We start from the raw sequence: 25,040 nt of genomic DNA on the forward strand, positions 1-25,040 counted from the left end.
TTGGGGTCAGATCAACATTAATTTCCGATCAAAGGGGCTAAAGCCTAAGGGGGGCTGACAATAAATGGGGTCAGATCAACATTAATTTACTTGGCGCATAGGTCTCTTTGAACCATAAAAATTAATGTTGATCTGACCCCAATTATTGAGCCCCCCTTAGGCTTTAGCCCCTTTGATTGACCAAATTAATGTTGATCTGACCCCAATTAAAGGGTTAGCCGGCGAGAGCGGCTTTGACGGCGGCTGAAACTTGGCCCATGTCGGCTTTGCCTGCCAATTGGGTTTTGACGGCGCCCATGACCTTGCCCATGTCACCGGGGCCTTTAGCGCCCAAAGAGGCCACGATGGCTTGAACGGCTGCGGTCACTTCTTCTGCAGACATGCGAGCTGGCAAGTAGGCTTGCAACACCACCATCTCCGCTTTTTCAATGTCGACCAAATCTTGGCGTGCAGCTTGCTCAAAAGCAGCGATGGAATCTTTGCGCTGCTTGACCAACTTGTCGACGATGGCCACCACGGCGGCATCGTCCAACACCACGCGCTCATCGACCTCTTTTTGCTTCATGGCCGACAGCAACAAACGGATGGTGCCCAAGCGTGCCGTGTCTTTGGCGCGCATGGCTGTTTTCATGTCTTCGGTGATTTGGTCTTTGAGGCTCATGGTGACTCCTGAAGGGTAGGCCGCTGGTACATCACCAGCAAAACTTAAAAAAAAACCCGCTTGAGCGTCCTCCAGCGGGCTTGCTTGGTCCCCATGATGCATGAGGACTTCGCGATTTCAAAGCTTCAAAAGAAGCTTTGAATGAAGCGATGTACTTAGTACAGCTTCTTGGGCAATTGCATGCTGCGCACGCGCTTGTAGTGGCGCTTCACAGCGGCCGCTTTTTTGCGCTTGCGTTCTGTGGTGGGCTTTTCATAAAACTCACGGGCACGCAGGTCGGTCAACAGACCGAGTTTTTCAATGGTGCGCTTGAAGCGGCGAAGTGCTACGTCAAACGGCTCGTTTTCTTTCACGCGAATGGTGGTCATGGATTTCAGTGTTTCCAAATTATGCCGACTGACATTGAAAGGGAAGATCGAGCCCTCACAAGCAGTTTCGGCGGGTTCCCCGTCACGAACTAGTATTTGGCAGACGGAGGATTGCCAGCAAAGCCTGATATTATAGCCCTAAGTTTTGAGCTGTTTGGGGCCTTTTAAGAGGCAATTTCCTGTTTTTGTTTCAGGGCTTGGGCGCAGGCAAAGGCGCTGGCCCAGGCCCATTGGAAGTTGTAGCCACCCAGCCAGCCGGTCACATCCACCACTTCCCCAATGAAATACAGGCCCGGTTGCTTGGATTCCATGGTCTGGGATGACAAATCGCGGGTGTCGACGCCGCCAAGGGTGACCTCGGCCTTTTTGTAGCCTTCGCTGCCATTGGGCGTTAGGGGCCAGTGGCTGAGTTTTTGGGCCAATTGGGCCAGAGCTTTGTCGCTGGCCTCGGCCACAGGGCGCTGCCACTGAGGGTCTTGGGCCACCCAGACGTCTGCCAGGCGGTGCGGCACCCAAGCGCCCAGTTCATTGGCAATGAGTTTTTTGGACCTGACCTTGGCTTGCATCAGCGAGCCTTCAATGTCCTGTTGGGGGGCCAGGTTCAAATGAAGGGGTTGACCTTCTCGCCAATAGTTGGAAATTTGCAATACTGCCGGACCCGATAAGCCGCGATGGGTGAACAGCAGGTCCTCGTCAAAGCTCATGCGGGTTTTTTTGGCGCCTGTTTCGATGCTGACGGGTAGTGACAGGCCCGCCAAGCTGACGTAGGGCGCCCATTCATTGCCATCAAACGTAAGGGGAACCAAGCCCGGCCTTCTGGCCACCAAGCGCAGACCAAACTGCTCGGCTATGCGGTAGCCAAAGTCGGTGGCGCCAATTTGCGGAATGGACAAGCCGCCCGTGGCAATCACCACCGCGCCGGCTTGAACTTCACCCTGGTCTGTTTGCAGTTGATAGCCGTTGTCTGATTGTGAAACGGATTTCACGCCGCAGCCATGCCAGCGTTGAACGCCACCTTTGTCGCATTCCTTTAAAAGCATTTGGATCAGGTCTTCGGCAGACCGATCGCAAAACAATTGACCTTTGTGCTTTTCGTGAAAAGGGATGTCGTAAGACTGCATCAATTCAATGAAGTCTTGCGCGGTGTAGCGTGACAGCGCGCTGCGACAGAAGTGCGGGTTCTCGCTTAAGAAATGTTTGTGCGGCGCACTGACATCGATGTTGCGGTTGGTGAAGTTGCACCTGCCGCCACCAGAGATGCGAATTTTTTCAGCCACTTTGGGGCTGTGGTCGACCAACAAAACAGACAAGCCAAGTTGACCGGCGACGCCCGCACAAAAAAGGCCGGCAGCACCAGCACCGACGATGACCACATCACATGTTTGCATGCAGTGGGAGTGTAGGGGTAGTTGGCTGGTTTTGTTCAGTTTGAAAAATTTGCGCGCAAGCTTGAACCACATTGCCCACCACCAAGACGCTAGGGCTCTTCAATCCGGTCTTTTTCAAGGTTTGCGTGAGCTGGCCAAGTTGCGTCAGTGCTTGCCGTTGATGCGGCAATGAGGCATTCTCAATGATGGCCACAGGTGTGTCATTAGGCAGGCCTGTGAGCAATTCGTTTTGAATATTTTCTGAACCACTCACGCCCATGTAAATGACCAAGGTGAGTTTGGCATCGCGCGCAGTGGCGGCCAGTTGCCGCCAGTCGGTGCCTTTGTCGCCGGGTTTGGCATGGCCTGTGACAAACACCACACCATGGGCGTGTTCACGGTGTGTGAGGGGAGCGCCAAGGCTGGAGATAGCTGCCAAGCCCGACGTGATGCCATTGATGACCGTCACTTCGATGCCTACTTGCCTTAAGTGTTCAACTTCCTCACCACCTCGTCCAAAGATGAAGGGATCGCCACCTTTTAAGCGCACCACCGTTTCACCTTCATGCACAGCATTGATCATGAGCTTTTCGATGAAGGCTTGGGGCGTGCTTTTGCAGCCGCCGCGTTTGCCCACATAGACAATGCGCGCCTCGCTTGAGGCGTGCTTTAAAACTTCTTCGTTGACCAAATCATCGACCAACAACACGGTGGCAGCTTGAATGGCCTTCACGGCTTTCAGTGTGAGTAACTCGGGATCGCCAGGGCCAGCGCCGACCAGTGTGCAAGTACCTTGGCGCAAGCTTGTTGTGCCTGTGAAAGAGGAATCGTTGTGGCTCATAGAGATTTCAAGGCCTGCAAAATGTGATCCACTTGCAAACGAATAGAAGCTGGGACAGGCAGTTGCTGATTCAAAACAGCTTGAATGTATTTTGCAGTTGCTTCTGCATTGATGGCGGGCATTTCGGGTATGGAAGCCAATATGCCCGCTTGCGCAGCTTGTACAAGCTTTGAACTTCCATTGGTGAAAAATTCCATCTGAGGTGTTCTTCGTGCGTCGGCAACAGGTTCACCTTCAGTGCCACGCAAAAGAAATGCTGAGGTATTCAGAAGTTTGAAGGTTTCAGCCATGGAGGCTGCGTACTCTGGGTGTGTGTAACTCGACACCAACAACGCAGGGCCAGCGCAGGGGTTCATCAATTTCACCAAGCTGTGGGCAGGATTGCGCAAGCCAACAACGCGTCGAACATCCAAGAGTTTTTTCAATCCGGCGTGAAGTGTTTCAGTTGCAAGCAATTGGAGCGGATGATCGTTGTTGCCGGGATGGGTGTTGCACTTGTAGCCCAATTGATCAAAGACGTCGAAAGAGCTGATACGGCCTGATTCTGTGGCCGTGCCGTGCACGCAAACATGAGCGCCTGCTTGAACAAGCAAAAGGGCCAGCAAGGGTGTGAGGGCGGGTAGTTTTCGTGCGCCGTTGTAGCAAGGAATGACCACGGTGACCTGTGGCTGCGTGGCGGCTGGTTTGGCCAAGGTATGGAGCCTGGCATGGATGGCATCTAAAAATCCAGCCATTTCGCTAGGCGTTTCACCCTTGATGCGCATGGCCAAACAAAATGCACCGACCTCTAAATCTGAGACGTGATCGTCCAAAATTTGCCCGAGGAGGTCGGCAGATTGCTCACGCGTGAGCGCACGCGCGCCGTCCTTGCCACGACCAATTTCCTTGATGTAATGACCAATGCCCATGGCCTTATTGTCTCAAAGCTTAGATAACTTGGCGCTATATGGTCAATGAAGGCATCGCATAAACTCTAACCCTATGCTTTTTCTTGGAATCGAGTCTTCTTGCGATGAAACCGGCGTTGCTTTGGTTGAAACCCAAGCCTCTGGCGCGCCGCGCCTGTTGTCGCATGCGCTGTTCAGCCAGATTGACATGCACCAAGCCTATGGTGGGGTGGTGCCCGAGTTGGCCAGCCGTGACCACATCAAGCGGGTGATTCCTTTAACCCGTGAAGTGTTGAAGGATGCGCAAGTTGAATTGGACCAGGTGGATGTGGTCGCCTACACACGCGGCCCCGGCTTGGCGGGTGCATTGCTGGTGGGGGCAGGTGTGGGATGTGCATTGGGTGCGGCATTGAATAAACCCGTTTTGGGTGTTCACCACTTGGAAGGCCACTTGCTGTCGCCTTTTTTAAGCGAGGACCCCCCTGAATTTCCCTTTGTGGCTTTGTTGGTGTCGGGTGGACACACGCAATTGATGCGCGTGGAAGCCGTCGGCTCTTACGAAATCTTGGGTGAGACAGTGGACGATGCGGCCGGTGAGGCCTTTGACAAATCGGCCAAGCTGATGGGACTCGGCTACCCAGGCGGTCCTGCATTGTCCAAGTGTGCGGAGGGCGGCAATGCACAAGCCTTCAAATTGCCGCGTCCTTTGCTGCACAGTGGTGATTTTGATTTTTCGTTTGCTGGACTCAAAACATCCGTGCTGACGCAGGCAAACAAATTGGGCGCTAGCTTGCATGATGTCAGCACGACGCACAAAGCGGACTTGGCTGCATCCACAGAAGCAGCCATTGTGGAGGTGCTGGTGAAGAAATCCATGGCGGCACTGAAAGCGACGGGCATGCGCCGTTTGGTGGTGGCTGGCGGTGTAGGGGCCAATCGTTCCTTGCGTCTGCAGTTGAACCAAGCCTGTCAAAAAGCAGGAGTTCGGGTGCACTACCCCGAACTTCATTTGTGCACCGACAACGGCGCCATGATTGCCATGGCCGCTGCCATGCGCGTCCAAGCGGGACAACAAGCACCGCAATTTGACTACAGCTTTGATGTCAAACCACGCTGGCCTCTTTCGCAAATTGTGGCATCCAGCATTTAATTTTTTTGAGGATTGAGTTTTGATTCACTTGTTTCATTCGGTGATGCGCAGCCTTGCGTGTCTGGCGCTTGGCGTTTGCATGACTGCGCATGCGCAAAAGGCACCCATCCAATTGGCATTGATTGAGGGCATGAGTGGCCCCTTTGCAAACACAGGCGAAGCGGTGTTGCGCAATTTGGTATGGGCGGTGGAGCGCGTGAATGCACGTGGCGGTGTGAACACTGCTGAAGGCAAACGGCTTTTGGTTTTGAACCGCTATGACAGCAAAGGCCAGAACGAAGAAGCCTTGACTGCGCTGCGTGCTGCCATTGATGCCGGTGCGCAATATGTGTTTCAAGGCAACTCATCAGCCAACGCCGCCGTATTGATCGATGCGATTCAAAAACACAATGAACGCGACATGCAAAAGCGAGTTTTGTTTCTGAATTACTCGGCAGTTGACCCCGCCTTAACGCAAGACAAATGCAATTTTTGGCACTTTCGATTTGATGCACATGCCGACATGCGAATGACAGCTTTGATGCAAGTTTTAAAACAAGACACCAAGTTGAAATCGGTTTATTTATTGGGCCAAGATTACAGTTTTGGACAAGCAGTGTTGCGCGAAGCCAAGCAACAACTTTCAAGCATGCGACCCGACATTCAATTGGCTGGCGAAGAGTTGCATCCCATGGGCCGTGTCAAAGATTTCTTGCCCTATGCGTCCAAAATCAAAGCGTCGGGTGCGCAAGCTGTGATCACGGGCAACTGGGGCAATGATCTGACCTTGTTGGTGAAGGCCGCCAAAGAGGTGGGCTTTGAAGGTAAGTTTTACACCTTCTATGGCAATGCCCTAGGTGCGCCGGCTGCCATGGGTGAGGCAGGTGTTGGCAAAGTTTTGGCGGTGGCCGAGTGGATGCCCAACGTGGCAGGCGCGGAAAGCGTCAAGTTTTATCAAGCCTTCAAACAACGCTTTGACAAGCCTTCTGAAGACTATGTGCATTTGCGCATGCAGTTGATGGTGGAAGCCTTGGCGCAGTCGATTGAAAAGGCTGGCGCTTCTGAGCCTTTGGCGGTGGCCTTGCAACTTGAAAATGCGGAAGTCAGCATGGCCGGGCAGCGCGGCAAAATGCGGGCACAAGATCATCAGTTTCAGCAACCCTTGGTGGTGGGTGTGATGGCCAAACAGGGTGGCGCAGACGTGCCCTTTGATGTGGAGGGCTCAGGCTACGGATTCAAAACAGTGAGGCAATTCAAAGCAGCCGAAGTGGCGATGTCGAGCAGTTGCAAAATGAGCCGCCCCGCACTCTGAAACAAAACACATGCCCATGAAAAAAGCCCAGTGATGACTGGGCTTTTTTTCGTTTTAGCCTTGCTTGGCCAATCCGAGTTTTTCAATGATGACTTTTTCTTTTTGGTAGTTGTCACGCGCAAACTTGGTGTATTCCTCGGTGTTCATGTAAATCACCGATTGGTCAAATTTTTCGAAGGTGGCCAAGACTTGTGGATCTTCCAAAGTTTTCTTGAACGCATCTTGCAATTTGCGTGTGATGGCTGGGTCCATGCCTTTGGGGCCGCCAATGCCGAAGGGTGAATCGGACACTGTGTCGTAGCCCAATTCATTGAGTGTGGGCACATTGGGCCAACGCTTGGTGCGTTTGCTGCCATAGGTGGCCAGCAATCTACAGGTGCCTGCGTCAACGTGCGGTGCCCAACCAGTAGCATCGCTGTGTGACATGACATGGCCACCCAAGAGTGCGGCCATGCCATCTGCATTGCCTTTAAAGGGAATGTGCTGAAGCTGGATGCCGGCTTTCATGGCGAATTCTTCAACTGCCAAATGCGGTGTGGTGCCGTTGCCTGTAGAGCCGAAGGTAAATTTGCCGGGATTGGCTTTGGCATAGTCCACCAAATCTTTGATGGATTTGATGGGGGAGTCTGAGCGCACCACAATGCCAAAGGTGTAGCCAGTCAGACAGGCGATGTAGGTGAAATCTTGCATGGGATTGAATTGCATTTTTTGCATGTGCGGCAAACGCAAAATACCAATGGTCAATTGAGACAGGGTGTAGCCATCGGGCTTGGCATTGACCAATTCATTGGGGCCCAACATGCCGCTGGCGCCGGCTTTGTTTTCAATCACCACAGGGCTGCCTAAGATGCGCGTGGCGCTTTCAGCCAAGGCGCGCATTACACCATCGGTAGAGCCACCAGCTGGCCAAGGGCAAATCAATTTGATGGGTTTAGATGGAAAGTTGCTTTGCGCCATGGCCGGCATGGCAATGGTGACAGCACCCGCCAAGCCTGCTTGGAGGACGTCGCGTCGATTCAATTCAAAGGTCATTTGATGTTCCAAAAATAGAGGAAGTAAAAATTCAGGTGGACAGTATCAAGATCAAAATTTCGTGAATGCTTGCGGCGTTTTTATTCAGCCTTGGCACCTGACTCTTTGACCACTTTGGTCCACTTCACGATTTCACTGGCTTGGTATTTGCCCAGTTCATCGGGTGTAGACAACACAGGGTCAAGTCCCAATGTTTTCAAACGCTCAGTCACTTCTGGCAATTTAAAGACGCGAACCACCTCGGCATTCAATTTGTCGATGATGGGTTTGGGCGTATTGGCGGGTGCAAACATGGCAAACCAAGTGGTGGCTTCAAAGCCAGGCAATGACTCTGCAACCGTGGGAACGTCTGGTGCTGCAGGCGAGCGCTTGGCTGTGGTTTGCGCAATTGCGCGGATCTTGCCTTCTTTGGCCATGGGCAAGGCCGATGGCATGTTGTCAAACACCAATTGAATGCTGCCACCCAACAAATCGGGCAAGAAAAATTGGCGGCCTTTGTAGGGCACGTGCGTCATGCTGGTACCAGTCATGGACTTGAACAATTCGCCAGACATGTGCACCGACGTGCCAATGCCAGGCGAGCCAAACGACAGCTTGTTCGGATTGGCCTTCATGTAGGCAATCAGCTCGTTCACAGTTTTAACAGGCAGGTCGTTGTTGACCACCAGCAAATTGGGGGCAGACGCAATCAAGGAAATGGGTGAAAAGTTTTTCACCATGTCGTAGGGCATCTTTTCGTAAAGGGAGCCATTGATCGAATGCGTACCTACAGTGCCCATCACAAGGGTGTAGCCGTCGCCAGCAGATTTGGCCACGATGTCGCTACCAATGTTGCCGCCTGCGCCAGGTTTGTTGTCGATCACCACGGGCTGTCCCAGTTGCGCTTTTTCGCTGAACAGGCGCGCCAAAATGTCGGGTGCGCCACCCGTTGGGAATGTCACCACCAAGCGAATCGGCCGGTTGGGATAGGCTTGCGCAGAGGCTGAGGTGCTGCTCAATAGACCAAGGCCAAGAGGGGCTGCCAAGCTCAAAGCGTACAAAATGCGCAGGCTGAGTCGGCGCGTGCTTGGGGCTGCGGTGCCAGAAAACTTCATTGAGGGTCTCCTACGGGTTAAAGGGTGACCACACTGTAGGGGGGAGGTGAAAGCTGGGGGAGGGTGAAAACCCCTGTTCGCTTCTTAAACTGGCACTTAGGTGTCACCTATGAAAGTTGGGAAGCCCTCATTCAAAATCGACAGAAGCGCTCCAGCGGTCGTTCCAGCCCACGCCCTTGGCTTTTTCCAGTTCTCGGCGATTGCGCTTGGTGGGGCGGCCTTTCTCGATGCTCAGTGCGGGCTCGCGGGCCAAGCGCCTTTGAATGCTGGTTTTTTCTCTGAGGGCAATGCTTTCAGGCGTTTCCTCGTACAAAGTTTGGGCCATGGGTGCGGGGCCCCGCTGGTCGCTGAGGCCGAGAACCCTGAGTGTTCGGGTGATGTCGCCTTGTCGAGTGCTGACGATGTCGCCAACTTTGACCTCGCGGGAGGCTTTGGCCGTTTGGCCATTGATTTCGACTCGGCCCTTGCCAATTTCGTCTGTGGCCAGGGAACGCGTCTTGTAAAACCGGGCAGCCCACAGCCATTTGTCGATTCTGATTTTGTCCATAAGACGCCATTTTGGCTGAAAATCAGCATTGATACCTGTATTTAAAGCCAGTATGGCCGGAGGGGGTGGTTTAGGCAGGTGGCTATGGTTATAATTCCGAGGCTTTGCCAAGCAGACCCCTTTGGGGATTTGCAAGGCCAAGATCGCACGCAGCAGTTGATTCCAAACCGCTTGCGCAAGTTATAAAACCTCGTTTTGTTGTTCATGTTGCCTAGCAATGTGAATGCCTAACGAAAACAAGGAAGAAAAATGATTGCATCCTCCATCAAGGCAGAGGTCGTTAAGGCCAATGCCCGCGCTGCCAATGACACTGGTAGCCCAGAAGTCCAAGTGGCTTTGCTAACAGCTCGTATCAACGAGTTGACACCTCACTTCAAAACACACGCCAAAGACCACCACGGTCGCCGCGGTTTGTTGCGCATGGTGAGCCGTCGTCGTAAATTGTTGGACTACTTGAAGTCCAAAGACGCTGACCGCTATGTTGCTCTGATCGCCAAACTTGGCCTGCGCAAATAAGCGTATCGAAAGATGACAAGCGCCTGAGTTAGCCCGCTAGCTCAGGCGCTTTCTACTTTAATTTTCTAAAAAGACGTTTTCAGACCGAACCCGCGCTGTGTCATTCCATCAATCATCTGTGTTTCAAAGCAGATCATTCATGGAATGGCATCGAGTTCAGACTGCAAATATCTAGGCTTTTCAGTGCAGCCGTTTGCACTGTGATTTTCTGGAGATACTCAACATGTCCATTTTTAACAAAGTGACAAAAACCTTCCAATGGGGCCAACACAAGGTCATCATGGAAACCGGCGAAATTGCTCGCCAAGCTTCCGGCGCTGTGCTGGTCAACATTGAAGACACCGTGGTTTTGGCCACAGTGGTGGCTTCCAAAAATTCCAAAGCCGGTCAAGACTTTTTTCCCTTGACAGTGGACTATATTGAGAAAGCCTACGCAGCTGGCAAGATTCCTGGCAGCTTCTTCAAGCGTGAAGCCAAGCCCAGCGAGTTGGAGACCCTCACCAGCCGCCTGATCGACCGTCCTATTCGCCCTCTGTTTCCAGAAGGTTTCTACAACGACGTGCACGTTGTGGTGCACACCGTTTCTTTGAACCCTGAAGTCGATGCCGACATTGCAGCTTTGATCGCTGTGAGCGCCGCATTGTCTATTTCTGGCGTACCTTTCAATGGCCCTATTGGCGCTGCGCGCGTGGGTTACATCAACGGCGAATACGTGTTGAACCCCGGTCAAACACAACGCAAAGACAGCCAGATGGATTTGGTCGTTGCCGGTACTGAAGCTGCCGTGTTGATGGTGGAATCTGAGGCGCAACAGTTGTCTGAAGAGATCATGTTGGGTGCTGTGGTGTTTGGCCACGAGCAAGGCAACATTGCCATCAATGCCATTCACGAATTGGTGCGCGATGCTGGTAAACCCGCTTGGGATTGGACTGCGCCCGCCAAGGACGAAGGCCTCATTGCCAAGGTGAAAGCACACGCCGAAGAAAAACTGCGCGCTGCTTACCAAATTCGCAACAAACAAAGCCGCACACAAGCTTGCCGCGAAACCTACGCCGCCACCATGGAAGGCCTCAAGGCTGAAGGCGTTGAGTTCGACAGCGTCAAAGTTGAAGGCATGTTGTTTGACATCGAAGCCAACATCGTTCGCAGCCAAATCTTGGCAGGCGAGCCCCGCATCGACGGCCGCGACACACGCACCGTTCGTCCTATCGAAATTCGCAACTCCGTGTTGCCACGCACACACGGCTCTACACTTTTCACACGTGGCGAAACACAAGCATTGGTGATCGCCACTTTGGGCACAGAGCGCGATGCACAACGCATTGACGCATTGGCCGGTGAGTACGAAGACCGCTTCATGTTGCACTACAACATGCCTCCCTTTGCCACCGGCGAAGTGGGCCGCATGGGTTCTACAAAGCGTCGTGAAATTGGTCACGGCCGTTTGGCCAAGCGTGCCTTGGCTGCTGTTTTGCCTACCAAAGAAGAGTTCCCCTACACCATGCGTGTGGTCTCTGAAATTACAGAGTCCAATGGTTCTTCTTCCATGGCTTCTGTGTGCGGCGGCTGCTTGTCCTTGATGGACGCTGGCGTGCCCATGAAAGCGCACGTGGCCGGTATTGCCATGGGCCTGATCAAAGACGCCAACCGCTTTGCTGTGTTGACCGACATCTTGGGCGACGAAGATCATTTGGGTGACATGGACTTTAAAGTGGCCGGTACCACCAACGGCGTGACGGCTTTGCAGATGGACATCAAAATCCAAGGCATTACCAAAGAGATCATGCAAGTGGCCTTGGCACAAGCCAAAGAAGCGCGCATGCACATCTTGGGCAAGATGCAAGAAGCCATGAGCGAAGCCAAAACCGAAGTGTCCAACTTCGCACCCAAGCTCTTCACCATGAAGATCAATCCCGAGAAAATTCGCGATGTGATCGGCAAGGGCGGCGCCACCATTCGTGCGCTGACTGAAGAAACTGGCACACAGATCAACATCAATGAAGACGGCACGATCACCATCGCTGCTGCCGATGGTGCCAAGGCTGATGAAGCCAAACGCCGCATTGAGCAGATCACTGCTGAAGTTGAAATCGGCAAAGTCTACGAAGGCCCCGTCACTAAGTTGTTGGACTTCGGTGCGTTGATCAATTTGTTGCCTGGCAAAGATGGCTTGTTGCACATCAGCCAAATCGCCCATGAGCGCGTTGAAAAAGTGTCTGACTATTTGCAAGAAGGTCAGATCGTCAAAGTCAAAGTGCTCGAGACCGACGAAAAAGGCCGCGTGAAATTGTCCATGAAAGCCTTGATCGATCGTCCTGCTGCGCCCGCGCAATCAGAGTGATCAAACACCAAGGTAGAAGAGGGTAAGACCATGAAGAAAAAGCTCATTGCAGGCAACTGGAAGATGAATGGCAGTTTGGCTGCCAACGCCTCTTTGTTGCAGGCAGTGCTTGACGGCAGCAAAGGCATGTCTTGCCAAGCTGCTGTGTGTGTGCCTGCTGCTTATTTGGCGCAGGTGCAAACCATTCTTTCGGGTCAAACGCTCGTCGCCTTGGGCGCGCAAGATGTGTCAGCGCAAGAGGTGGGTGCCTTTACCGGCGAAATCTCTGCTGGCATGTTGAATGATTTTTCGGTGCGCTATGCCATCGTGGGTCATTCAGAGCGCCGTCAATACCACGCAGAGTCGGATGCCACGGTGGCCCTCAAAGCGCAGCGCGCTTTGTCGGCTGGCATCACGCCCATTGTGTGCGTGGGAGAAACTTTGGCGGACCGCGAAGCTGGTAAAACCGAAGAGGTGGTGAAGCGCCAATTGGCTGCCGTCATTCACACCAACGGTCATTGCATCAGTGAAATCGTGGTGGCCTATGAGCCCGTGTGGGCCATCGGAACGGGCCGTACGGCATCGCCTGAACAAGCGCAAGAGGTTCACGCAGTTTTGCGTGCGCAGCTGAAGGCGGCGACGCCGCATTCAGACCGTATTTCTATTTTGTATGGCGGCAGCATGAATGCCGCCAATGCCGCACAGTTGCTGGCACAACCCGACATTGACGGTGGCTTGATTGGCGGTGCCGCCCTCAAGGCGCCCGACTTTTTGGCCATCATGGCCGCAGGTTCAGTGAGTGCCTAAGCCCTCTTGAACGTACGACAGTAGACATTTAGATTTGGAGCAAAGCATGAATGCAATGATCACCGTAATTTTGGCTGTACAGATGTTGTCGGCCTTGGCCATGATTGGTTTGATTTTGGTGCAACATGGCAAAGGTGCCGACATGGGCGCCGCATTTGGCAGCGGTAGCTCTGGCAGCTTGTTTGGTGCATCGGGTGGTGCCAATTTCTTGTCGCGCACCACGGCTGTTTTGGCTGCTGTGTTTTTCACAAGCACACTGATGCTGGCCTACTTTGGTAACCTTCGCCCCGCAGCGTCTGGCAGCGTGTTGGAAGGCACCGCAGTCGTGGCACCCGCAGCACCTGTGGACAACAGCACAGCGTCACAAATTCCAGGTAACGCACCTGTAACTTCCAGTGCGCCTGCGCCTGCAAGTTCGAAGTAAGAAATCTCTTGGTTTTTGCGCACTTGTGGTCTTCTTGATGCGCGTCATAAATTTCGGCGTTTACCCCGAAAGATGAACCCTGTTTAGGGGTAAACTACGAGTTGTTCTGAGAGCTAAAACCTACTTGTAGGTGCCTCACGCCATCAGAGCAAAAATAACCGCCGTCGTGGTGAAATTGGTAGACACGCTATCTTGAGGGGGTAGTGGCGAAAGCTGTGCGAGTTCGAGTCTCGCCGACGGCACCAACACAGAGAGTCGCTGGGTGTGATCACCCAGCGTTTCACAAGTGAGTAGAAGTCCATGACCAACCTTGACCAGTACCTCCCCATCTTGTTGTTCATCTTGGTGGGAGTCGCCGTCGGCGTACTGCCTCAGGTCTTAGGGTACATCTTAGGCCCCAACCGTCCAGACGCTGCCAAAAACTCCCCCTACGAATGCGGCTTTGAAGCCTTCGAAGACGCCCGCATGAAATTTGACGTTCGCTACTACTTGGTGGCGATCTTGTTCATTTTGTTTGACCTTGAAATTGCTTTCTTATTTCCTTGGGCCGTGGCCTTAAAGGAAGTGGGTGTGGCTGGCTTTGTCGCTGTTGTAATTTTTCTCGCCATTCTGGTTGTGGGCTTTGTCTACGAGTGGAAAAAAGGCGCCCTGGATTGGGAATGATCCCGTTTGACTTTGTGCTTCAACAAGGATGTGAACAATGATTGAAGGCGTGATGAAAGAAGGCTTCATCACCACGAGCTATGACTCTGTGGTGAACTGGGCCAAGACGGGTTCTTTGTGGCCCATGACTTTTGGCTTGGCATGTTGCGCGGTTGAAATGATGCACGCTGCCACGGCACGCTACGACTTGGCGCGCTTTGGTGCTGAAGTGTTCCGTGCCAGTCCTCGTCAAAGTGATTTGATGATCGTGGCCGGCACGCTCACCAACAAAATGGCACCTGCTTTGCGCAAGGTTTACGATCAAATGTCCGAGCCCCGTTGGGTCATCTCCATGGGCTCTTGCGCCAATGGCGGTGGCTACTACCACTACAGCTATTCAGTGGTTCGCGGATGCGATCGCATTGTGCCTGTGGATGTGTATGTGCCAGGTTGCCCACCCACTGCAGAAGCCCTGATCTACGGCATCATCCAGTTGCAGCAAAAGATTCGCCGCACGCAAACCATTGCGCGGGTTTGAAAGAAGCACCATGACTTTTTCAATTCATCCCGAACAACTTCAACAAAATTTGACGCAAGTCTTGGGCGAGCAAGTCGAGCATGTCGATTTGGCTTTGGGCGAGGTCACAGTGCATGTGAGCGCCGCCAATTACCTTGCGGTCATGCAAACATTGCGCGATGCGCCGTTGTGCCAATTTGAACAACTCATGGACCTGTGCGGCATGGACTATTCCACCTACCGCGAAGTAGGGGATGAGGGTCCTCGTTTTGGTGTGGTAGTGCACTTGTTGTCCGTCTCTCTGAACCAGCGTGTGCGTGTCATGGTGCGTTGCCCAGAAGATGACTTGCCCTTGGTTGATTCGGTCATGCACCTGTGGAACGCTGCCAACTGGTACGAACGTGAAGCCTTCGACTTGTACGGCATTGTGTTCGATGGCCACATCGATTTGCGCCGCATTCTCACAGACTACGGCTTCATCGGTCATCCTTTCCGCAAAGACTTTCCTGTCTCAGGTCATGTCGAAATGCGTTACGACGCAGAGCGTGCACGTGTGGTGTACGAGCCCGTTTCGATCGAGCCTCGCGAAATCACACCGCGCATCATTCGCGAAGAGAAATACGGAGGTCTGCACTGAGCGCTTGGCGCTCGTGTGAATCAACATGGCAGAAATTAAAAACTACACCTTGAACTTTGGCCCGCAGCACCCTGCGGCACACGGCGTTTTGCGTTTGGTGCTTGAGATGGATGGTGAGGTCGTACAGCGTGCTGATCCGCACATTGGCTTGTTGCACCGTGCTACTGAAAAGTTGGCCGAAACCAAAACCTACATTCAGTCCTTGCCCTACATGGACCGCTTGGACTACGTGTCCATGATGTCCAACGAGCATGCGTATTGCTTGGCCATTGAAAAATTATTGGGCATTGAAGTGCCCGAGCGTGCGCAGTACATCCGTGTGATGTTCTCCGAAATTACGCGCTTGCTCAACCACCTCATGTGGTTGGGCTCGCACGCCAACGATTGCGGCAGCTCTACAGTGCTGATCTATGCTTTCCGTGAACGTGAAGACTTGTTCGACATGTACGAGGCGGTCTCTGGTGCGCGCATGCACGCGGCGTACTTCCGTCCAGGTGGCGTGTACCGCGACTTGCCAGACACCATAGCGCAATACCAAGTCAACAAAATTCGCAATGCCAAAGCCATTGCCGAATTGAATGTGAATCGCCAAGGTTCATTGCTCGACTTCATTGAAGATTTCACCAACCGTTTCCCTAAGTGCATTGACGAGTATGAAACTTTGCTCACCGACAACCGCATTTGGAAGCAGCGTACCGTTGGCATAGGTGTTGTGTCCCCAGAGCGCGCTCTGAACTTGGGCATGACAGGTCCGATGTTGCGTGGCTCGGGCATTGCTTGGGATTTGCGTAAAACGCAGCCCTACGATGCCTATGACAAAGTTGAGTTTGACGTGCCTGTGGGCAAAACAGGCGACAGCTACGACCGTTACTTGGTTCGCATGCAAGAAATGCGCGAATCCAACAGCATCATTCAGCAATGTATCAAGTGGTTGCGCGTCAACCCAGGCCCAGTCATTACCGACAACCACAAGGTGGCACCGCCATCACGTGAGTCCATGAAGACCAACATGGAAGGTTTGATTCACCACTTCAAACTTTTTACAGAAGGTTTCCACGTGCCCGAAGGCCAAGCCTATGCGGCCGTTGAGCACCCTAAAGGTGAGTTTGGTATCTACCTCGTCAGCGACGGTGCCAACAAACCTTACCGCTTGAAAATCCGTGCCCCGGGCTATGCCCACCTGGCGACCCTTGATGAAATGGCCCGTGGCCACATGTTGGCCGACGCAGTGGCCATTATTGGAACCATGGACATTGTGTTTGGAGAGATTGACCGATGATCTCTGATGCGACCAAAGCCCGCTTCGCACGCGAAGTGGCCAAATTCCCTGCCGATCAAAAGCAATCTGCCGTCATGGCCTGCTTGTCCATCGTGCAACAAGAGCTCGGTTGGGTTAGCCCTGAGAGCGAAAAAGTGGTGGCCGACTATCTGGGCATGGCGCCCATGGCTGTGCACGAAGTCACCACTTTTTACAACATGTACAACCAGCAAAAATTGGGCAAGTTCAAACTGAACGTTTGCACCAATTTGCCTTGCCAGTTGCGTGGCGGCCAACAAGCCTTGGTCCATTTACAAAAACGTTTGGGCATTCAGTCGGGTGAAACAACGCCGGATGGCCTCATCACGTTGCAGCCCAGCGAGTGCCAGGGCGCTTGCGCTGATGCGCCTGTGTTGCTTGTCAACGATCGCACCATGTGCAGTTTCATGAGCAACGAAAAGCTCGATGAGTTGGTCGATACCTTGCAAAAATCTGGAGGCGCAGCATGAGCGCTGATTTGAATCAGTTGTTGTCGCGCTTTGCGGCCACAGGCGTGGAAACCTCTTTCCACGAGCGTCACATTAACCCGCAAATCATGGCGGGTTTGAATGGCGCTAACTGGAGCCTCAAAGATTACGAAGCGCGCGGTGGTTACCAAGCCCTGCGCAAAATCTTGGGCAAAGATGGCGGCGAAGGCCTGACGCAAGACCAAGTCATTGCCACTGTCAAAGAGTCTGCCTTGCGCGGCCGTGGTGGTGCTGGTTTCCCTACAGGTCTGAAGTGGAGCTTCATGCCCCGTCAGTTCCCGGGTCAAAAGTATCTGGTTTGCAATTCGGACGAAGGCGAGCCGGGTACTTGCAAAGACCGCGACATCATGCAATTCAATCCCCACATTGTGATTGAAGGCATGGCCATTGCGGCTTATGCGATGGGCATCAACGTGGGTTACAACTACATCCACGGCGAAATTTTCCAAACCTACGAACGCTTTGAAGCGGCTTTAGAAGAAGCGCGCGCAGCAGGCTATCTGGGTGACAAGATCATGGGCAGCAACTTCAACTTCCAGTTGCATGCATCCCACGGTTTCGGTGCTTACATTTGCGGTGAAGAAACGGCCTTGCTTGAATCCTTGGAAGGCAAAAAAGGCCAACCTCGCTTCAAACCACCATTCCCTGCTAGCTTCGGTTTGTACGGCAAGCCCACCACCATCAACAACACCGAAACCTTTGCAGCGGTCCCATGGATCATTCGCAATGGGGGTCAAGCGTATTTGGAATGCGGCAAGCCCAACAACGGCGGCACCAAGATTTTCTCGATCAGTGGCGACGTTGAGCGTCCTGGTAATTACGAAATTCCCCTGGGCACTTCCTTTGCCAAACTCTTGGAGTTGGCAGGTGGCATGCGCGGTGGACGTCAGTTGAAAGCCGTCATTCCTGGCGGTTCGTCTGCGCCTGTGTTGCCCGCCAACATCATGATGGACGTCACCATGGACTATGACTCGATTGCCAAAGCCGGCTCCATGCTGGGTTCTGGCGCGGTCATCGTCATGGACGATACGCGTTGCATGGTCAAGTCTTTGCAGCGTTTGTCTTATTTCTACTCCCACGAATCATGTGGCCAGTGCACCCCTTGCCGCGAAGGCACAGGTTGGTTGTGGCGCATGGTCGATCGCATCGAAAATGGTCACGGCCGCGCCAGCGACCTCGACCTGTTGAACTCGGTGGCAGACAACATCCAAGGCCGCACCATTTGCGCTTTGGGTGATGCCGCCGCCATGCCTGTGCGCGGAATGATCAAACATTTCCGTCACGAATTTGAGTACCACGTTGAGCACAAGACCTGCATGGTCCCCGCTTACGTATAAGACGGCAGACCACCATGGTTGAAATTGAACTAGACGGTAAAAAAGTTGAGGTCTTAGAAGGCAGCATGGTCATGCATGCCGCTGAAAAGGCCGGCACTTACATTCCTCACTTCTGCTATCACAAGAAATTGAGCATTGCGGCCAACTGCCGCATGTGCTTGGTCGATGTGGAAAAAGCACCTAAGCCCATGCCCGCTTGCGCGACGCCCGTCACGCAAGGCATGATTGTGCGCACCAAGTCAGACAAAGCCATCAAAGCGCAAGAGTCTGTAATGGAATTCTTGCTCATCAATCACCCCCTCGATTGCCCCATCTGCGACCAAGGCGGCGAGTGTCAGTTGCAAGACTTGGCTGTGGGTTATGGTGGCAGCAAGTCACGCTACGAAGAAGAAAAACGTGTGGTGTTCCACAAAGATGTGGGCCCGCTCATCAGCATGCAAGAGATGAGCCGTTGCATTCACTGCACACGGTGCGTTCGCTTCGGTCAAGAAGTGGCTGGCGTCATGGAGCTGGGCATGTCACACCGTGGTGAACACGCCGAAATCGAAACCTTCGTGGGCCAATCGGTTGACTCGGAACTCTCCGGAAACATGATTGACATTTGCCCCGTGGGTGCGCTCACCAGCAAGCCTTTCCGTTACAGCGCCCGTACGTGGGAGTTGTCACGTCGCAAATCAGTTGCGCCGCACGATTCATCGGGTGCCAACTTGGTGGTGCAAGTGAAGAACAACGAAGTGCTCCGCGTGGTGCCTTTGGAAAACGAAGACGTCAACGAGTGCTGGATTGCCGACCGCGATCGTTTCTCTTACGAAGCTTTGAACAGTGCCGACCGTTTGCGCGCCCCCATGATCAAACAGGGCGGTGAGTGGAAAGAAGTCGACTGGCAAACCGCTTTGGAATACGTGGCCAACGGCTTGAACCAAATCAGCAAAGACCACGGTGCCAGCAGCATCGGTGCATTGGTCAGCCCTCACAGTACCCTTGAAGAATTGCATTTGGCCAGCACCCTGGTTCGTTCTTTGGGTTCTGACAACATCGACTACCGTTTGCGCAATGCTGAGTTTGCCAAAGCAGAAGGTGTGCGCTATTTGGGTACTTCCATTGCCAGCTTGTCGCAACTCCAACGCGTCTTGGTGGTCGGCAGCAACTTGCGCAAAGACCATCCTCTGTTTGCACTGCGCATTCGTCAGGCGCAGCGCAATGGCGCACAAGTCAATGCCATTACCTCTAAAACCTTGTTCAACGCTGCAGATGCATGGGCCATGCCGATTGCAAATGCCGATGTGCAAGAAGCCAGTGCGTGGGCACAAAGCTTGGCCAATGTGGCCGCGGCCGTTGCGGCAGAGAAGGGCGTTGCAGCCCCTGTTGCCGGTCAAGTCACACCAGCAGCCAAAGCCATCGCCACGTCCTTGCTTGGCGGCGAACGCAAAGCCATTTTGCTGGGCAACGCCGCAGCACACCACGCCAATGCGTCCAGCTTGCTCAGCTTGGCCCAATGGATTGCGGCACAAACAGGCGCCACTTTCGGTTACCTCACAGAAGCTGCCAACACCGTGGGTGCGCAGTGGGCCAAAGCCCAACCACAGTCTGGTGGTTTGAACGCTGCGCAAATGTTGGCCGGTAGCTTGAAAGCCGCTTTGTTGCTGAACACCGAACCCGTGGAAGACTCTGCTGCGGGTGCCAAGGCAGTTGCGGCATTGGCTGCCATGCAAATGGTGGTCACACTCAGCCCGTTCAAAACCAACATGGCTTTCTCAGACGTGTTGCTGCCCATCGCACCGTTCACGGAAACGTCGGGCAGTTTTGTCAATGCAGAAGGGCGCTTGCAAAGTTTCCATGCCGTGGTGAAGCCTTTGGCCGAAACCCGTCCTGCTTGGAAAGTATTGCGCGTCTTGGCCAACATGCTCGGCTTGCCACAGTTGGCTTTTGAAACTTCACAAGATGTGTTGAAACAAATCAGCGCCACACCCTTGAACCTCAGCAATGCTTGTGGTTCTGAGGTTCGCATGGCAGGTGATGTAGACACACCTTGCGTGGCATCTATTTATCAACTCGACAGCTTGGTGCGCCGCGCACCTTCTTTGCAATTGACAGCAGATGCTAGAAATGCCAAGGCTGTTGCTGAAGGAGTGCACGCATGATCGACGCACTGTACAACGGTGGCCTGAACGCCATCTCCGCCACTTGGTGGGCTGCCATGGTCTGGCCCGTCTTGTGGATCTTGATCAAAATTGTGGCGGTGTTGGCCCCCCTGATGGGTGCTGTGGCTTACCTCACTTTGTGGGAGCGCAAGTTGCTCGGTTTCATGCAAGTTCGCATGGGACCCAACCGAGTGGGTCCCTTCGGTTTGTTGCAACCTATTGCAGATGCTTTGAAGCTTCTCACCAAAGAGATCATCACGCCATCTGCTGTGGCGCCTGGTTTGTTCCGCTTGGGTCCCATCATGGCCATCATGCCGGCTCTTGCCGCATGGGTGGCCATTCCTTTTGGCCCTGAAGTTGCATTGACCAATTTGAATGCAGGTTTGCTGCTCGTCATGGCCATCACCTCCATCGAGGTTTATGGCGTGATCATTGCGGGTTGGGCCTCCAACTCCAAGTACGCCTTCTTGGGTGCCTTGCGCGCTTCTGCGCAAATGGTCAGTTACGAAATTGCGATGGGCTTTTGTTTCTTGGTAGTCATCATGGTCACAGGCAGCATGAACCTCACAGAAATCGTGCTGGGTCAAGGCAAAGGTGAGATGGCCAACATGGGCCTGAACTTCTTGTCCTGGAACTGGTTGCCTTTGTTCCCCATTTTCATGGTCTACCTGATCTCTGGCGTGGCTGAAACCAACCGTCACCCGTTTGACGTGGTGGAAGGGGAGGCCGAGATTGTGGCCGGTCACATGGTGGAGTACTCCGGCATGGGCTTTGCCATCTTCTTCTTGGCCGAATACGCCAGCATGTGGTTGGTGTCTATCTTGGCCGTCATTATGTTCTTGGGCGGCTGGATGTCGCCCATTGACAGCACTGTTTTCAACTTCATTCCAGGTTGGATTTGGTTAGGCATCAAGACCTTTGTGGTGGTCTCGATGTTCATTTGGATTCGCGCTACTTTCCCGCGCTTCCGTTATGACCAGATCATGCGTTTGGGTTGGAAAATTTTCATCCCAGTCACCTTGGTGTGGCTGTTGATTGTGGGCGTGTGGTTGCACTCGCCTTGGAACATTTGGAAATAACCGGGTTAAGACATGTCTACTGTGGCTGTATCCAATTTTTCGCTCAAAGACTTTCTCAAGAGCTTTATGCTGTTTGAGTTGGTCAAGGGCATGGCCTTAACGGGTCGTTACGCATTCCGTCGCAAGGTGACCCTTCAGTTCCCTGAAGAGAAGACACCTTTGTCACCTCGTTTCCGAGGTTTGCATGCCTTGCGTCGTTATGAAAACGGTGAAGAGCGTTGCATCGCATGCAAACTGTGCGAGGCCGTTTGCCCCGCCATGGCCATCACCATTGAATCTGACGTGCGTGCTGATGGTTCACGTCGCACCACACGTTACGACATCGATTTGACCAAGTGCATCTTCTGCGGTTTCTGCGAAGAAAGTTGTCCCGTCGACTCCATCGTGGAAACGTCCATTTTGGAATACCACGGCGAAAAGCGCGGCGATCTGCACTACACCAAAGAGATGCTCCTGGCAGTGGGCGATCGCTATGAGAAAGACATTGCTGCTTCTAAAGCAGCAGATGCCAAGTACCGGTGATCGACTGAATTTACAAAACTAACAAGCGACAACCCATGGACGTCAAAACTGGTTTCTTTTATCTCTTCTCGGTGGTGCTGATGTTTGCAGCCTTCCGCGTTGTGACTGCGCGCAACCCAGTGCATGCTGTGTTGTACCTGATGCTTGCATTTTCACAAGCCTCGGGTTTGTGGTTGCTCTTGCAAGCCGAGTTCTTGGCCATGACTTTGGTCTTGGTTTACTTGGGTGCCGTGATGGTGCTGTTCTTGTTTGTGGTGATGATGCTGGACATCAACTTGGACACTTTGCGAGAAGGCTTCTGGAAGCATTTCCCCTTGGCAGCATCATTGGGTGCTTTGGTTGCGCTTGAAATGGCTGGCGTTTTGATGAGTGGTTTCCGCTCTTCTGAAGCGCCCAAAGTGGCCATGGCGGTCGGGCAGTTAGCCCCCCAAATCTCCAACTCCAAGGCCTTGGGTATCTTGTTGTACACCGAGTACCTCATGCCGATTCAAGTGGCAGCTTCTATTTTGTTGGTGGCCATGATTGCCGCCATTGCCCTCACATTGCGTCAACGCAAAGACAGCAAAGCCATCAGCGCTTCTGAACAAGTTCATGTGCGCGCCAAAGACCGTTTGGTCGTGGTCAAGATGGATGCCGTCAAAGTTGGCGAAGCGCCAAAAGCACCTGAAGCACCCGAAGCCCCCGCTTTGGCCGATGCTTCCAAGGAGACCAAATAATGACATTGACACTTGGACACTATTTGTCGCTGGGCGCCATGCTGTTTGCCCTGTCGGTGATCGGTATCTTTTTGAACCGTAAGAACCTGATCGTGTTGTTGATGGCCATTGAGTTGATGCTCTTGGCGGTCAATATGAATTTTGTGGCTTTCTCTCACTTCTTGGGTGACATGCACGGACAAGTGTTCGTCTTCTTCATCCTCACAGTGGCAGCAGCCGAGTCCGCCATTGGTTTGGCCATTTTGGTGCTCTTGTTCCGCAACAAGAACAGCATCAATGTGGACGAGCTCAATTCGCTCAAGGGTTAAGAGGTTAAAAGAACATGAGCCAAACCCTCAACGCTTCAACGCTGCTTGCAGTGCCATTGGCCCCTCTGGTGGGATCGGCGCTGGCTGGTATTTTGGGAACGCAATTCGGTGGTAACTGGATTGGTCGTCGCCTGACACACACGCTCACCATTTTGGGCGTGTTGATTGCTTTCATCTTGTCCGCTTCCACTTTGAAGAGTGTGGCGGTGGACGGTGCACGCTTTAACGAAACCCTCTACACCTGGATGGCCGTTGGGGGTCTCAAAATGGAAGTGGGCTTCATGGTCGATGGCCTCACCGCCATGATGATGTGCGTCGTCACTTTCGTATCGCTGATGGTTCACTTGTACACCATCGGTTACATGGAAGAAGACGAGGGCTACAACCGTTTCTTCGCCTACATCTCATTGTTCACTTTCTCGATGTTGATGCTGGTCATGAGCAACAACATGCTGCAACTGTTCTTCGGTTGGGAAGCTGTGGGCTTGGTGTCTTATTTGTTGATTGGTTTCTGGTTCAACAAACCCACCGCCATTTTTGCCAACATGAAGGCCTTCTTGGTCAATCGGGTGGGTGACTTTGGTTTCATCTTGGGCATTGGCCTCATTGCTGCCTTTGCGGGTACTTTGAACTACACAGAGGCTTTTGCCAAAGCGGGCGACCTCGCAGCGCTCACACTGCCTGGCACCTCTTGGATGTTGATCACCGTCATCTGCATCTGCTTGTTCATTGGCGCGATGGGCAAGTCAGCCCAGTTCCCATTGCACGTGTGGTTGCCCGACTCCATGGAAGGCCCCACACCCATCTCTGCGTTGATCCACGCAGCGACCATGGTGACGGCCGGCATTTTCATGGTGGCACGCATGTCACCTTTGTTTGAGTTGTCTGAAACTGCCTTGAACTTCATCATGGTGATCGGTGCCATCACTGCTTTGTTCATGGGTTTCCTGGGCATCATTCAAAATGACATCAAGCGCGTGGTGGCTTATTCCACCTTGTCGCAATTGGGTTACATGACAGTGGCTTTGGGTGCTTCGGCTTACTCAGTGGCCGTGTTCCACCTCATGACGCACGCCTTCTTCAAAGCTTTGTTGTTCTTAGGTGCAGGCTCGGTCATCATGGGCATGCACCACAACCAAGACATTCGCTACATGGGCGGCGTGCGCAAGTACATGCCCATCACATGGATCACGTCTTTGCTTGGTTCTTTGGCTTTGATCGGCACGCCTTTCTTCTCTGGCTTCTATTCCAAAGACAGCATCATTGAAGCCGTGGCCGAAAGCCATTTGCCTGCGGCTGGCTTTGCGCACTTTGCGGTGCTGGCGGGTGTCTTCGTCACAGCGTTCTATTCCTTCCGCATGTACTTCTTGGTGTTCCATGGCAAAGAGCGCTATGACCAGAACCCTGATGCACATCACGGTCACCACGATGATCACCATGACGACCATGGTCACGACGATCATGGTCCGCACGAGTCACCTTGGGTGGTCACAGTGCCCCTGATTTTGTTGGCCATTCCTTCGGTGGTCATTGGTTACATGGCCATCGACCCCATGCTGTTTGGCGAGTTCTTCAAAGACGCGATCTTTGTGGACGGCGACAAGCACCACGTGATGCATGAATTGGCAGATGCCTTCCACGGCCCCGTGGCCATGGCTTTGCACGCTGTGACCACAGCGCCGTTCTGGTTGGCTTTGGCCGGTGTGGTGGTGTCTTGGTACATGTACTTGATCAACCCCGCAGTGCCAGCCGCCATTGGCCGTGCGCTGCGTCCCTTGGTGGTCATTCTTGAGAACAAGTACTTCATGGACTGGTTCAACGAAAACGTTTTGGCCCGCGGTGCACGCGCCTTGGGCAATGGACTTTGGAAAGTTGGCGATCGCACCTTGATCGACGGCTTGCTTGTCAACGGCTCTTGGAAGCTGGTGGGCATGGTTTCAGCCTGGACCCGCAAGCTGCAATCGGGCTACCTCTACCACTACGCCTTGGTGATGATCTTGGGTATTTTCTTGCTCATGACGTACTTCGTCTGGCTCAACAAATAAGGAAGC

Annotated in this window: 26 protein-coding genes and 1 tRNA gene; 19 read left to right on the forward strand and 8 right to left on the reverse strand. The window is 53.2% G+C overall.

The genetic code is table 11. The annotated features are described in order from the left end of the window. Positions 1-214: 214 nt before the first annotated feature. The 5 genes from L103DPR2_RS06730 to ybiB form a co-directional block, all read right to left on the reverse strand. Positions 215-661, reverse strand: a complete 447-nt coding sequence (locus L103DPR2_RS06730; RefSeq protein ID WP_055361910.1) for a GatB/YqeY domain-containing protein — start codon at positions 659-661, stop codon at positions 215-217. Between the two features lie 155 nt (positions 662-816). Next, positions 817-1,029 (reverse strand): 30S ribosomal protein S21, encoded by a 213-nt coding sequence (gene rpsU, locus L103DPR2_RS06735; RefSeq protein WP_053175654.1) that lies wholly within the window; start codon positions 1,027-1,029, stop codon positions 817-819. A gap of 164 nt (positions 1,030-1,193) precedes the next feature. After that, a complete protein-coding gene (locus L103DPR2_RS06740; RefSeq protein WP_055360323.1) occupies positions 1,194-2,417 on the reverse strand; it encodes an NAD(P)/FAD-dependent oxidoreductase in 1,224 nt (407 codons plus the stop codon). Next, the gene (gene cobA / locus L103DPR2_RS06745; RefSeq protein ID WP_055360324.1) at positions 2,404-3,237 is read right to left on the reverse strand and encodes a uroporphyrinogen-III C-methyltransferase; all 834 of its coding nucleotides are present in this window, start codon (positions 3,235-3,237) and stop codon (positions 2,404-2,406) included. Before cobA ends, L103DPR2_RS06740 begins: the two co-directional genes overlap by 14 nt. Beyond that, positions 3,234-4,145, reverse strand: a complete 912-nt coding sequence (gene ybiB / locus L103DPR2_RS06750; protein ID WP_055360325.1) for a DNA-binding protein YbiB — start codon at positions 4,143-4,145, stop codon at positions 3,234-3,236. The genes cobA and ybiB overlap by 4 nt, the downstream gene beginning before the upstream one ends. Positions 4,146-4,218: 73 nt before the next feature. Here ybiB and tsaD point away from each other — a divergent pair, with 73 nt between their 5' ends. Further along, complete coding sequence (tsaD, locus tag L103DPR2_RS06755; protein ID WP_055360326.1) at positions 4,219-5,274, forward strand: tRNA (adenosine(37)-N6)-threonylcarbamoyltransferase complex transferase subunit TsaD; 1,056 nt, start codon at positions 4,219-4,221, stop codon at positions 5,272-5,274. 43 nt (positions 5,275-5,317) lie between these two features. Continuing rightward, positions 5,318-6,565, forward strand: coding sequence for a branched-chain amino acid ABC transporter substrate-binding protein (locus L103DPR2_RS06760; RefSeq protein WP_055361911.1), 1,248 nt, complete (start codon positions 5,318-5,320; stop codon positions 6,563-6,565). A 54-nt stretch (positions 6,566-6,619) separates the two neighbouring features. On the opposite strand, the gene L103DPR2_RS06765 is transcribed toward L103DPR2_RS06760, so the two are convergent. From L103DPR2_RS06765 to L103DPR2_RS06775, 3 genes are all read right to left on the reverse strand, one after another. Further along, a complete protein-coding gene (locus L103DPR2_RS06765; RefSeq protein WP_055360327.1) occupies positions 6,620-7,597 on the reverse strand; it encodes a Bug family tripartite tricarboxylate transporter substrate binding protein in 978 nt (325 codons plus the stop codon). An 80-nt stretch (positions 7,598-7,677) separates the two neighbouring features. After that, on the reverse strand, positions 7,678-8,691 hold the full coding sequence (locus L103DPR2_RS06770; RefSeq protein WP_055360328.1) for a Bug family tripartite tricarboxylate transporter substrate binding protein: 1,014 nt from the start codon (positions 8,689-8,691) through the stop codon (positions 7,678-7,680). Positions 8,692-8,818: 127 nt separating this feature from the next. Continuing rightward, on the reverse strand, positions 8,819-9,238 hold the full coding sequence (locus L103DPR2_RS06775) for an RNA-binding S4 domain-containing protein (RefSeq protein WP_055360329.1): 420 nt from the start codon (positions 9,236-9,238) through the stop codon (positions 8,819-8,821). Positions 9,239-9,487: 249 nt separating this feature from the next. Here L103DPR2_RS06775 and rpsO point away from each other — a divergent pair, with 249 nt between their 5' ends. The 17 genes from rpsO to nuoL all read left to right on the forward strand — a co-directional run bounded on the left by rpsO (position 9,488) and on the right by nuoL (position 25,034). After that, complete coding sequence (rpsO, locus tag L103DPR2_RS06780; RefSeq protein WP_055360330.1) at positions 9,488-9,754, forward strand: 30S ribosomal protein S15; 267 nt, start codon at positions 9,488-9,490, stop codon at positions 9,752-9,754. 223 nt (positions 9,755-9,977) lie between these two features. Continuing rightward, positions 9,978-12,095 carry a polyribonucleotide nucleotidyltransferase gene (pnp, locus tag L103DPR2_RS06785; protein WP_055360331.1) on the forward strand — a complete coding sequence of 706 codons (2,118 nt, stop codon included), beginning with the start codon at positions 9,978-9,980 and terminating at the stop codon, positions 12,093-12,095. A gap of 30 nt (positions 12,096-12,125) precedes the next feature. Next, positions 12,126-12,881: a triose-phosphate isomerase gene (gene tpiA, locus L103DPR2_RS06790; protein ID WP_055360332.1), complete on the forward strand. Its 756-nt coding sequence runs from the start codon at positions 12,126-12,128 to the stop codon at positions 12,879-12,881. Between the two features lie 46 nt (positions 12,882-12,927). Continuing rightward, positions 12,928-13,305 carry a preprotein translocase subunit SecG gene (gene secG / locus L103DPR2_RS06795; RefSeq protein ID WP_055361912.1) on the forward strand — a complete coding sequence of 126 codons (378 nt, stop codon included), beginning with the start codon at positions 12,928-12,930 and terminating at the stop codon, positions 13,303-13,305. Between the two features lie 160 nt (positions 13,306-13,465). Then, positions 13,466-13,550 (forward strand) — tRNA-Leu (locus L103DPR2_RS06800). Positions 13,551-13,605: 55 nt separating this feature from the next. After that, positions 13,606-13,968, forward strand: a complete 363-nt coding sequence (locus L103DPR2_RS06805; RefSeq protein WP_055360333.1) for an NADH-quinone oxidoreductase subunit A — start codon at positions 13,606-13,608, stop codon at positions 13,966-13,968. 37 nt (positions 13,969-14,005) lie between these two features. After that, positions 14,006-14,485 carry a NuoB/complex I 20 kDa subunit family protein gene (locus tag L103DPR2_RS06810; protein WP_055360334.1) on the forward strand — a complete coding sequence of 160 codons (480 nt, stop codon included), beginning with the start codon at positions 14,006-14,008 and terminating at the stop codon, positions 14,483-14,485. A gap of 10 nt (positions 14,486-14,495) precedes the next feature. Then, on the forward strand, positions 14,496-15,101 hold the full coding sequence (locus tag L103DPR2_RS06815; protein WP_055360335.1) for an NADH-quinone oxidoreductase subunit C: 606 nt from the start codon (positions 14,496-14,498) through the stop codon (positions 15,099-15,101). A gap of 25 nt (positions 15,102-15,126) precedes the next feature. Continuing rightward, complete coding sequence (locus L103DPR2_RS06820) at positions 15,127-16,380, forward strand: NADH-quinone oxidoreductase subunit D (protein WP_055360336.1); 1,254 nt, start codon at positions 15,127-15,129, stop codon at positions 16,378-16,380. Continuing rightward, a complete protein-coding gene (gene nuoE, locus L103DPR2_RS06825) occupies positions 16,377-16,868 on the forward strand; it encodes an NADH-quinone oxidoreductase subunit NuoE (protein WP_055360337.1) in 492 nt (163 codons plus the stop codon). The genes L103DPR2_RS06820 and nuoE overlap by 4 nt, the downstream gene beginning before the upstream one ends. Continuing rightward, positions 16,865-18,223 carry an NADH-quinone oxidoreductase subunit NuoF gene (nuoF, locus tag L103DPR2_RS06830; protein ID WP_055360338.1) on the forward strand — a complete coding sequence of 453 codons (1,359 nt, stop codon included), beginning with the start codon at positions 16,865-16,867 and terminating at the stop codon, positions 18,221-18,223. The genes nuoE and nuoF overlap by 4 nt, the downstream gene beginning before the upstream one ends. 14 nt (positions 18,224-18,237) lie before the next feature. Next, on the forward strand, positions 18,238-20,364 hold the full coding sequence (gene nuoG, locus L103DPR2_RS06835) for an NADH-quinone oxidoreductase subunit NuoG (protein WP_055360339.1): 2,127 nt from the start codon (positions 18,238-18,240) through the stop codon (positions 20,362-20,364). After that, entirely contained in the window at positions 20,361-21,443 is a 1,083-nt protein-coding gene (gene nuoH / locus L103DPR2_RS06840) for an NADH-quinone oxidoreductase subunit NuoH (RefSeq protein ID WP_055360340.1), read from the forward strand. The genes nuoG and nuoH overlap by 4 nt, the downstream gene beginning before the upstream one ends. Before the next feature lie 12 nt (positions 21,444-21,455). Further along, the gene (nuoI, locus tag L103DPR2_RS06845) at positions 21,456-21,965 is read left to right on the forward strand and encodes an NADH-quinone oxidoreductase subunit NuoI (protein WP_055360341.1); all 510 of its coding nucleotides are present in this window, start codon (positions 21,456-21,458) and stop codon (positions 21,963-21,965) included. Between the two features lie 35 nt (positions 21,966-22,000). After that, positions 22,001-22,681, forward strand: a complete 681-nt coding sequence (locus L103DPR2_RS06850) for an NADH-quinone oxidoreductase subunit J (RefSeq protein ID WP_055360342.1) — start codon at positions 22,001-22,003, stop codon at positions 22,679-22,681. Continuing rightward, positions 22,681-22,989: an NADH-quinone oxidoreductase subunit NuoK gene (gene nuoK / locus L103DPR2_RS06855; protein ID WP_055360343.1), complete on the forward strand. Its 309-nt coding sequence runs from the start codon at positions 22,681-22,683 to the stop codon at positions 22,987-22,989. The genes L103DPR2_RS06850 and nuoK overlap by 1 nt, the downstream gene beginning before the upstream one ends. Positions 22,990-23,003: 14 nt before the next feature. Next, positions 23,004-25,034, forward strand: coding sequence for an NADH-quinone oxidoreductase subunit L (gene nuoL / locus L103DPR2_RS06860; protein ID WP_055360344.1), 2,031 nt, complete (start codon positions 23,004-23,006; stop codon positions 25,032-25,034). Positions 25,035-25,040 lie beyond the last annotated feature (6 nt).

This window comes from Limnohabitans sp. 103DPR2, from assembly GCF_001412575.1.
Taxonomy (GTDB): Bacteria; Pseudomonadota; Gammaproteobacteria; order Burkholderiales; family Burkholderiaceae_C; genus Limnohabitans_A.

What these genes read in the sequence shown, in the direction of transcription:
- L103DPR2_RS06775 (WP_055360329.1), bottom strand. Translation starts at nt 9,238, where the DNA reads ATGGACAAAATCAGAATCGACAAATGGCTGTGGGCTGCCCGGTTTTAC.
- tsaD (WP_055360326.1), top strand. Translation starts at nt 4,219, where the DNA reads ATGCTTTTTCTTGGAATCGAGTCTTCTTGCGATGAAACCGGCGTTGCT.
- nuoG (WP_055360339.1), top strand. Translation starts at nt 18,238, where the DNA reads ATGGTTGAAATTGAACTAGACGGTAAAAAAGTTGAGGTCTTAGAAGGC.
- L103DPR2_RS06765 (WP_055360327.1), bottom strand. Translation starts at nt 7,597, where the DNA reads ATGACCTTTGAATTGAATCGACGCGACGTCCTCCAAGCAGGCTTGGCG.
- L103DPR2_RS06740 (WP_055360323.1), bottom strand. Translation starts at nt 2,417, where the DNA reads ATGCAAACATGTGATGTGGTCATCGTCGGTGCTGGTGCTGCCGGCCTT.
- L103DPR2_RS06810 (WP_055360334.1), top strand. Translation starts at nt 14,006, where the DNA reads ATGATTGAAGGCGTGATGAAAGAAGGCTTCATCACCACGAGCTATGAC.
- tpiA (WP_055360332.1), top strand. Translation starts at nt 12,126, where the DNA reads ATGAAGAAAAAGCTCATTGCAGGCAACTGGAAGATGAATGGCAGTTTG.
- nuoE (WP_055360337.1), top strand. Translation starts at nt 16,377, where the DNA reads ATGATCTCTGATGCGACCAAAGCCCGCTTCGCACGCGAAGTGGCCAAA.
- nuoH (WP_055360340.1), top strand. Translation starts at nt 20,361, where the DNA reads ATGATCGACGCACTGTACAACGGTGGCCTGAACGCCATCTCCGCCACT.
- L103DPR2_RS06760 (WP_055361911.1), top strand. Translation starts at nt 5,318, where the DNA reads ATGCGCAGCCTTGCGTGTCTGGCGCTTGGCGTTTGCATGACTGCGCAT.
- pnp (WP_055360331.1), top strand. Translation starts at nt 9,978, where the DNA reads ATGTCCATTTTTAACAAAGTGACAAAAACCTTCCAATGGGGCCAACAC.
- rpsU (WP_053175654.1), bottom strand. Translation starts at nt 1,029, where the DNA reads ATGACCACCATTCGCGTGAAAGAAAACGAGCCGTTTGACGTAGCACTT.
- L103DPR2_RS06730 (WP_055361910.1), bottom strand. Translation starts at nt 661, where the DNA reads ATGAGCCTCAAAGACCAAATCACCGAAGACATGAAAACAGCCATGCGC.
- L103DPR2_RS06770 (WP_055360328.1), bottom strand. Translation starts at nt 8,691, where the DNA reads ATGAAGTTTTCTGGCACCGCAGCCCCAAGCACGCGCCGACTCAGCCTG.
- cobA (WP_055360324.1), bottom strand. Translation starts at nt 3,237, where the DNA reads ATGAGCCACAACGATTCCTCTTTCACAGGCACAACAAGCTTGCGCCAA.
- L103DPR2_RS06820 (WP_055360336.1), top strand. Translation starts at nt 15,127, where the DNA reads ATGGCAGAAATTAAAAACTACACCTTGAACTTTGGCCCGCAGCACCCT.
- L103DPR2_RS06805 (WP_055360333.1), top strand. Translation starts at nt 13,606, where the DNA reads ATGACCAACCTTGACCAGTACCTCCCCATCTTGTTGTTCATCTTGGTG.
- ybiB (WP_055360325.1), bottom strand. Translation starts at nt 4,145, where the DNA reads ATGGGCATTGGTCATTACATCAAGGAAATTGGTCGTGGCAAGGACGGC.
- nuoL (WP_055360344.1), top strand. Translation starts at nt 23,004, where the DNA reads ATGAGCCAAACCCTCAACGCTTCAACGCTGCTTGCAGTGCCATTGGCC.
- L103DPR2_RS06850 (WP_055360342.1), top strand. Translation starts at nt 22,001, where the DNA reads ATGGACGTCAAAACTGGTTTCTTTTATCTCTTCTCGGTGGTGCTGATG.
- nuoI (WP_055360341.1), top strand. Translation starts at nt 21,456, where the DNA reads ATGTCTACTGTGGCTGTATCCAATTTTTCGCTCAAAGACTTTCTCAAG.
- L103DPR2_RS06815 (WP_055360335.1), top strand. Translation starts at nt 14,496, where the DNA reads ATGACTTTTTCAATTCATCCCGAACAACTTCAACAAAATTTGACGCAA.
- secG (WP_055361912.1), top strand. Translation starts at nt 12,928, where the DNA reads ATGAATGCAATGATCACCGTAATTTTGGCTGTACAGATGTTGTCGGCC.
- nuoK (WP_055360343.1), top strand. Translation starts at nt 22,681, where the DNA reads ATGACATTGACACTTGGACACTATTTGTCGCTGGGCGCCATGCTGTTT.
- nuoF (WP_055360338.1), top strand. Translation starts at nt 16,865, where the DNA reads ATGAGCGCTGATTTGAATCAGTTGTTGTCGCGCTTTGCGGCCACAGGC.
- rpsO (WP_055360330.1), top strand. Translation starts at nt 9,488, where the DNA reads ATGATTGCATCCTCCATCAAGGCAGAGGTCGTTAAGGCCAATGCCCGC.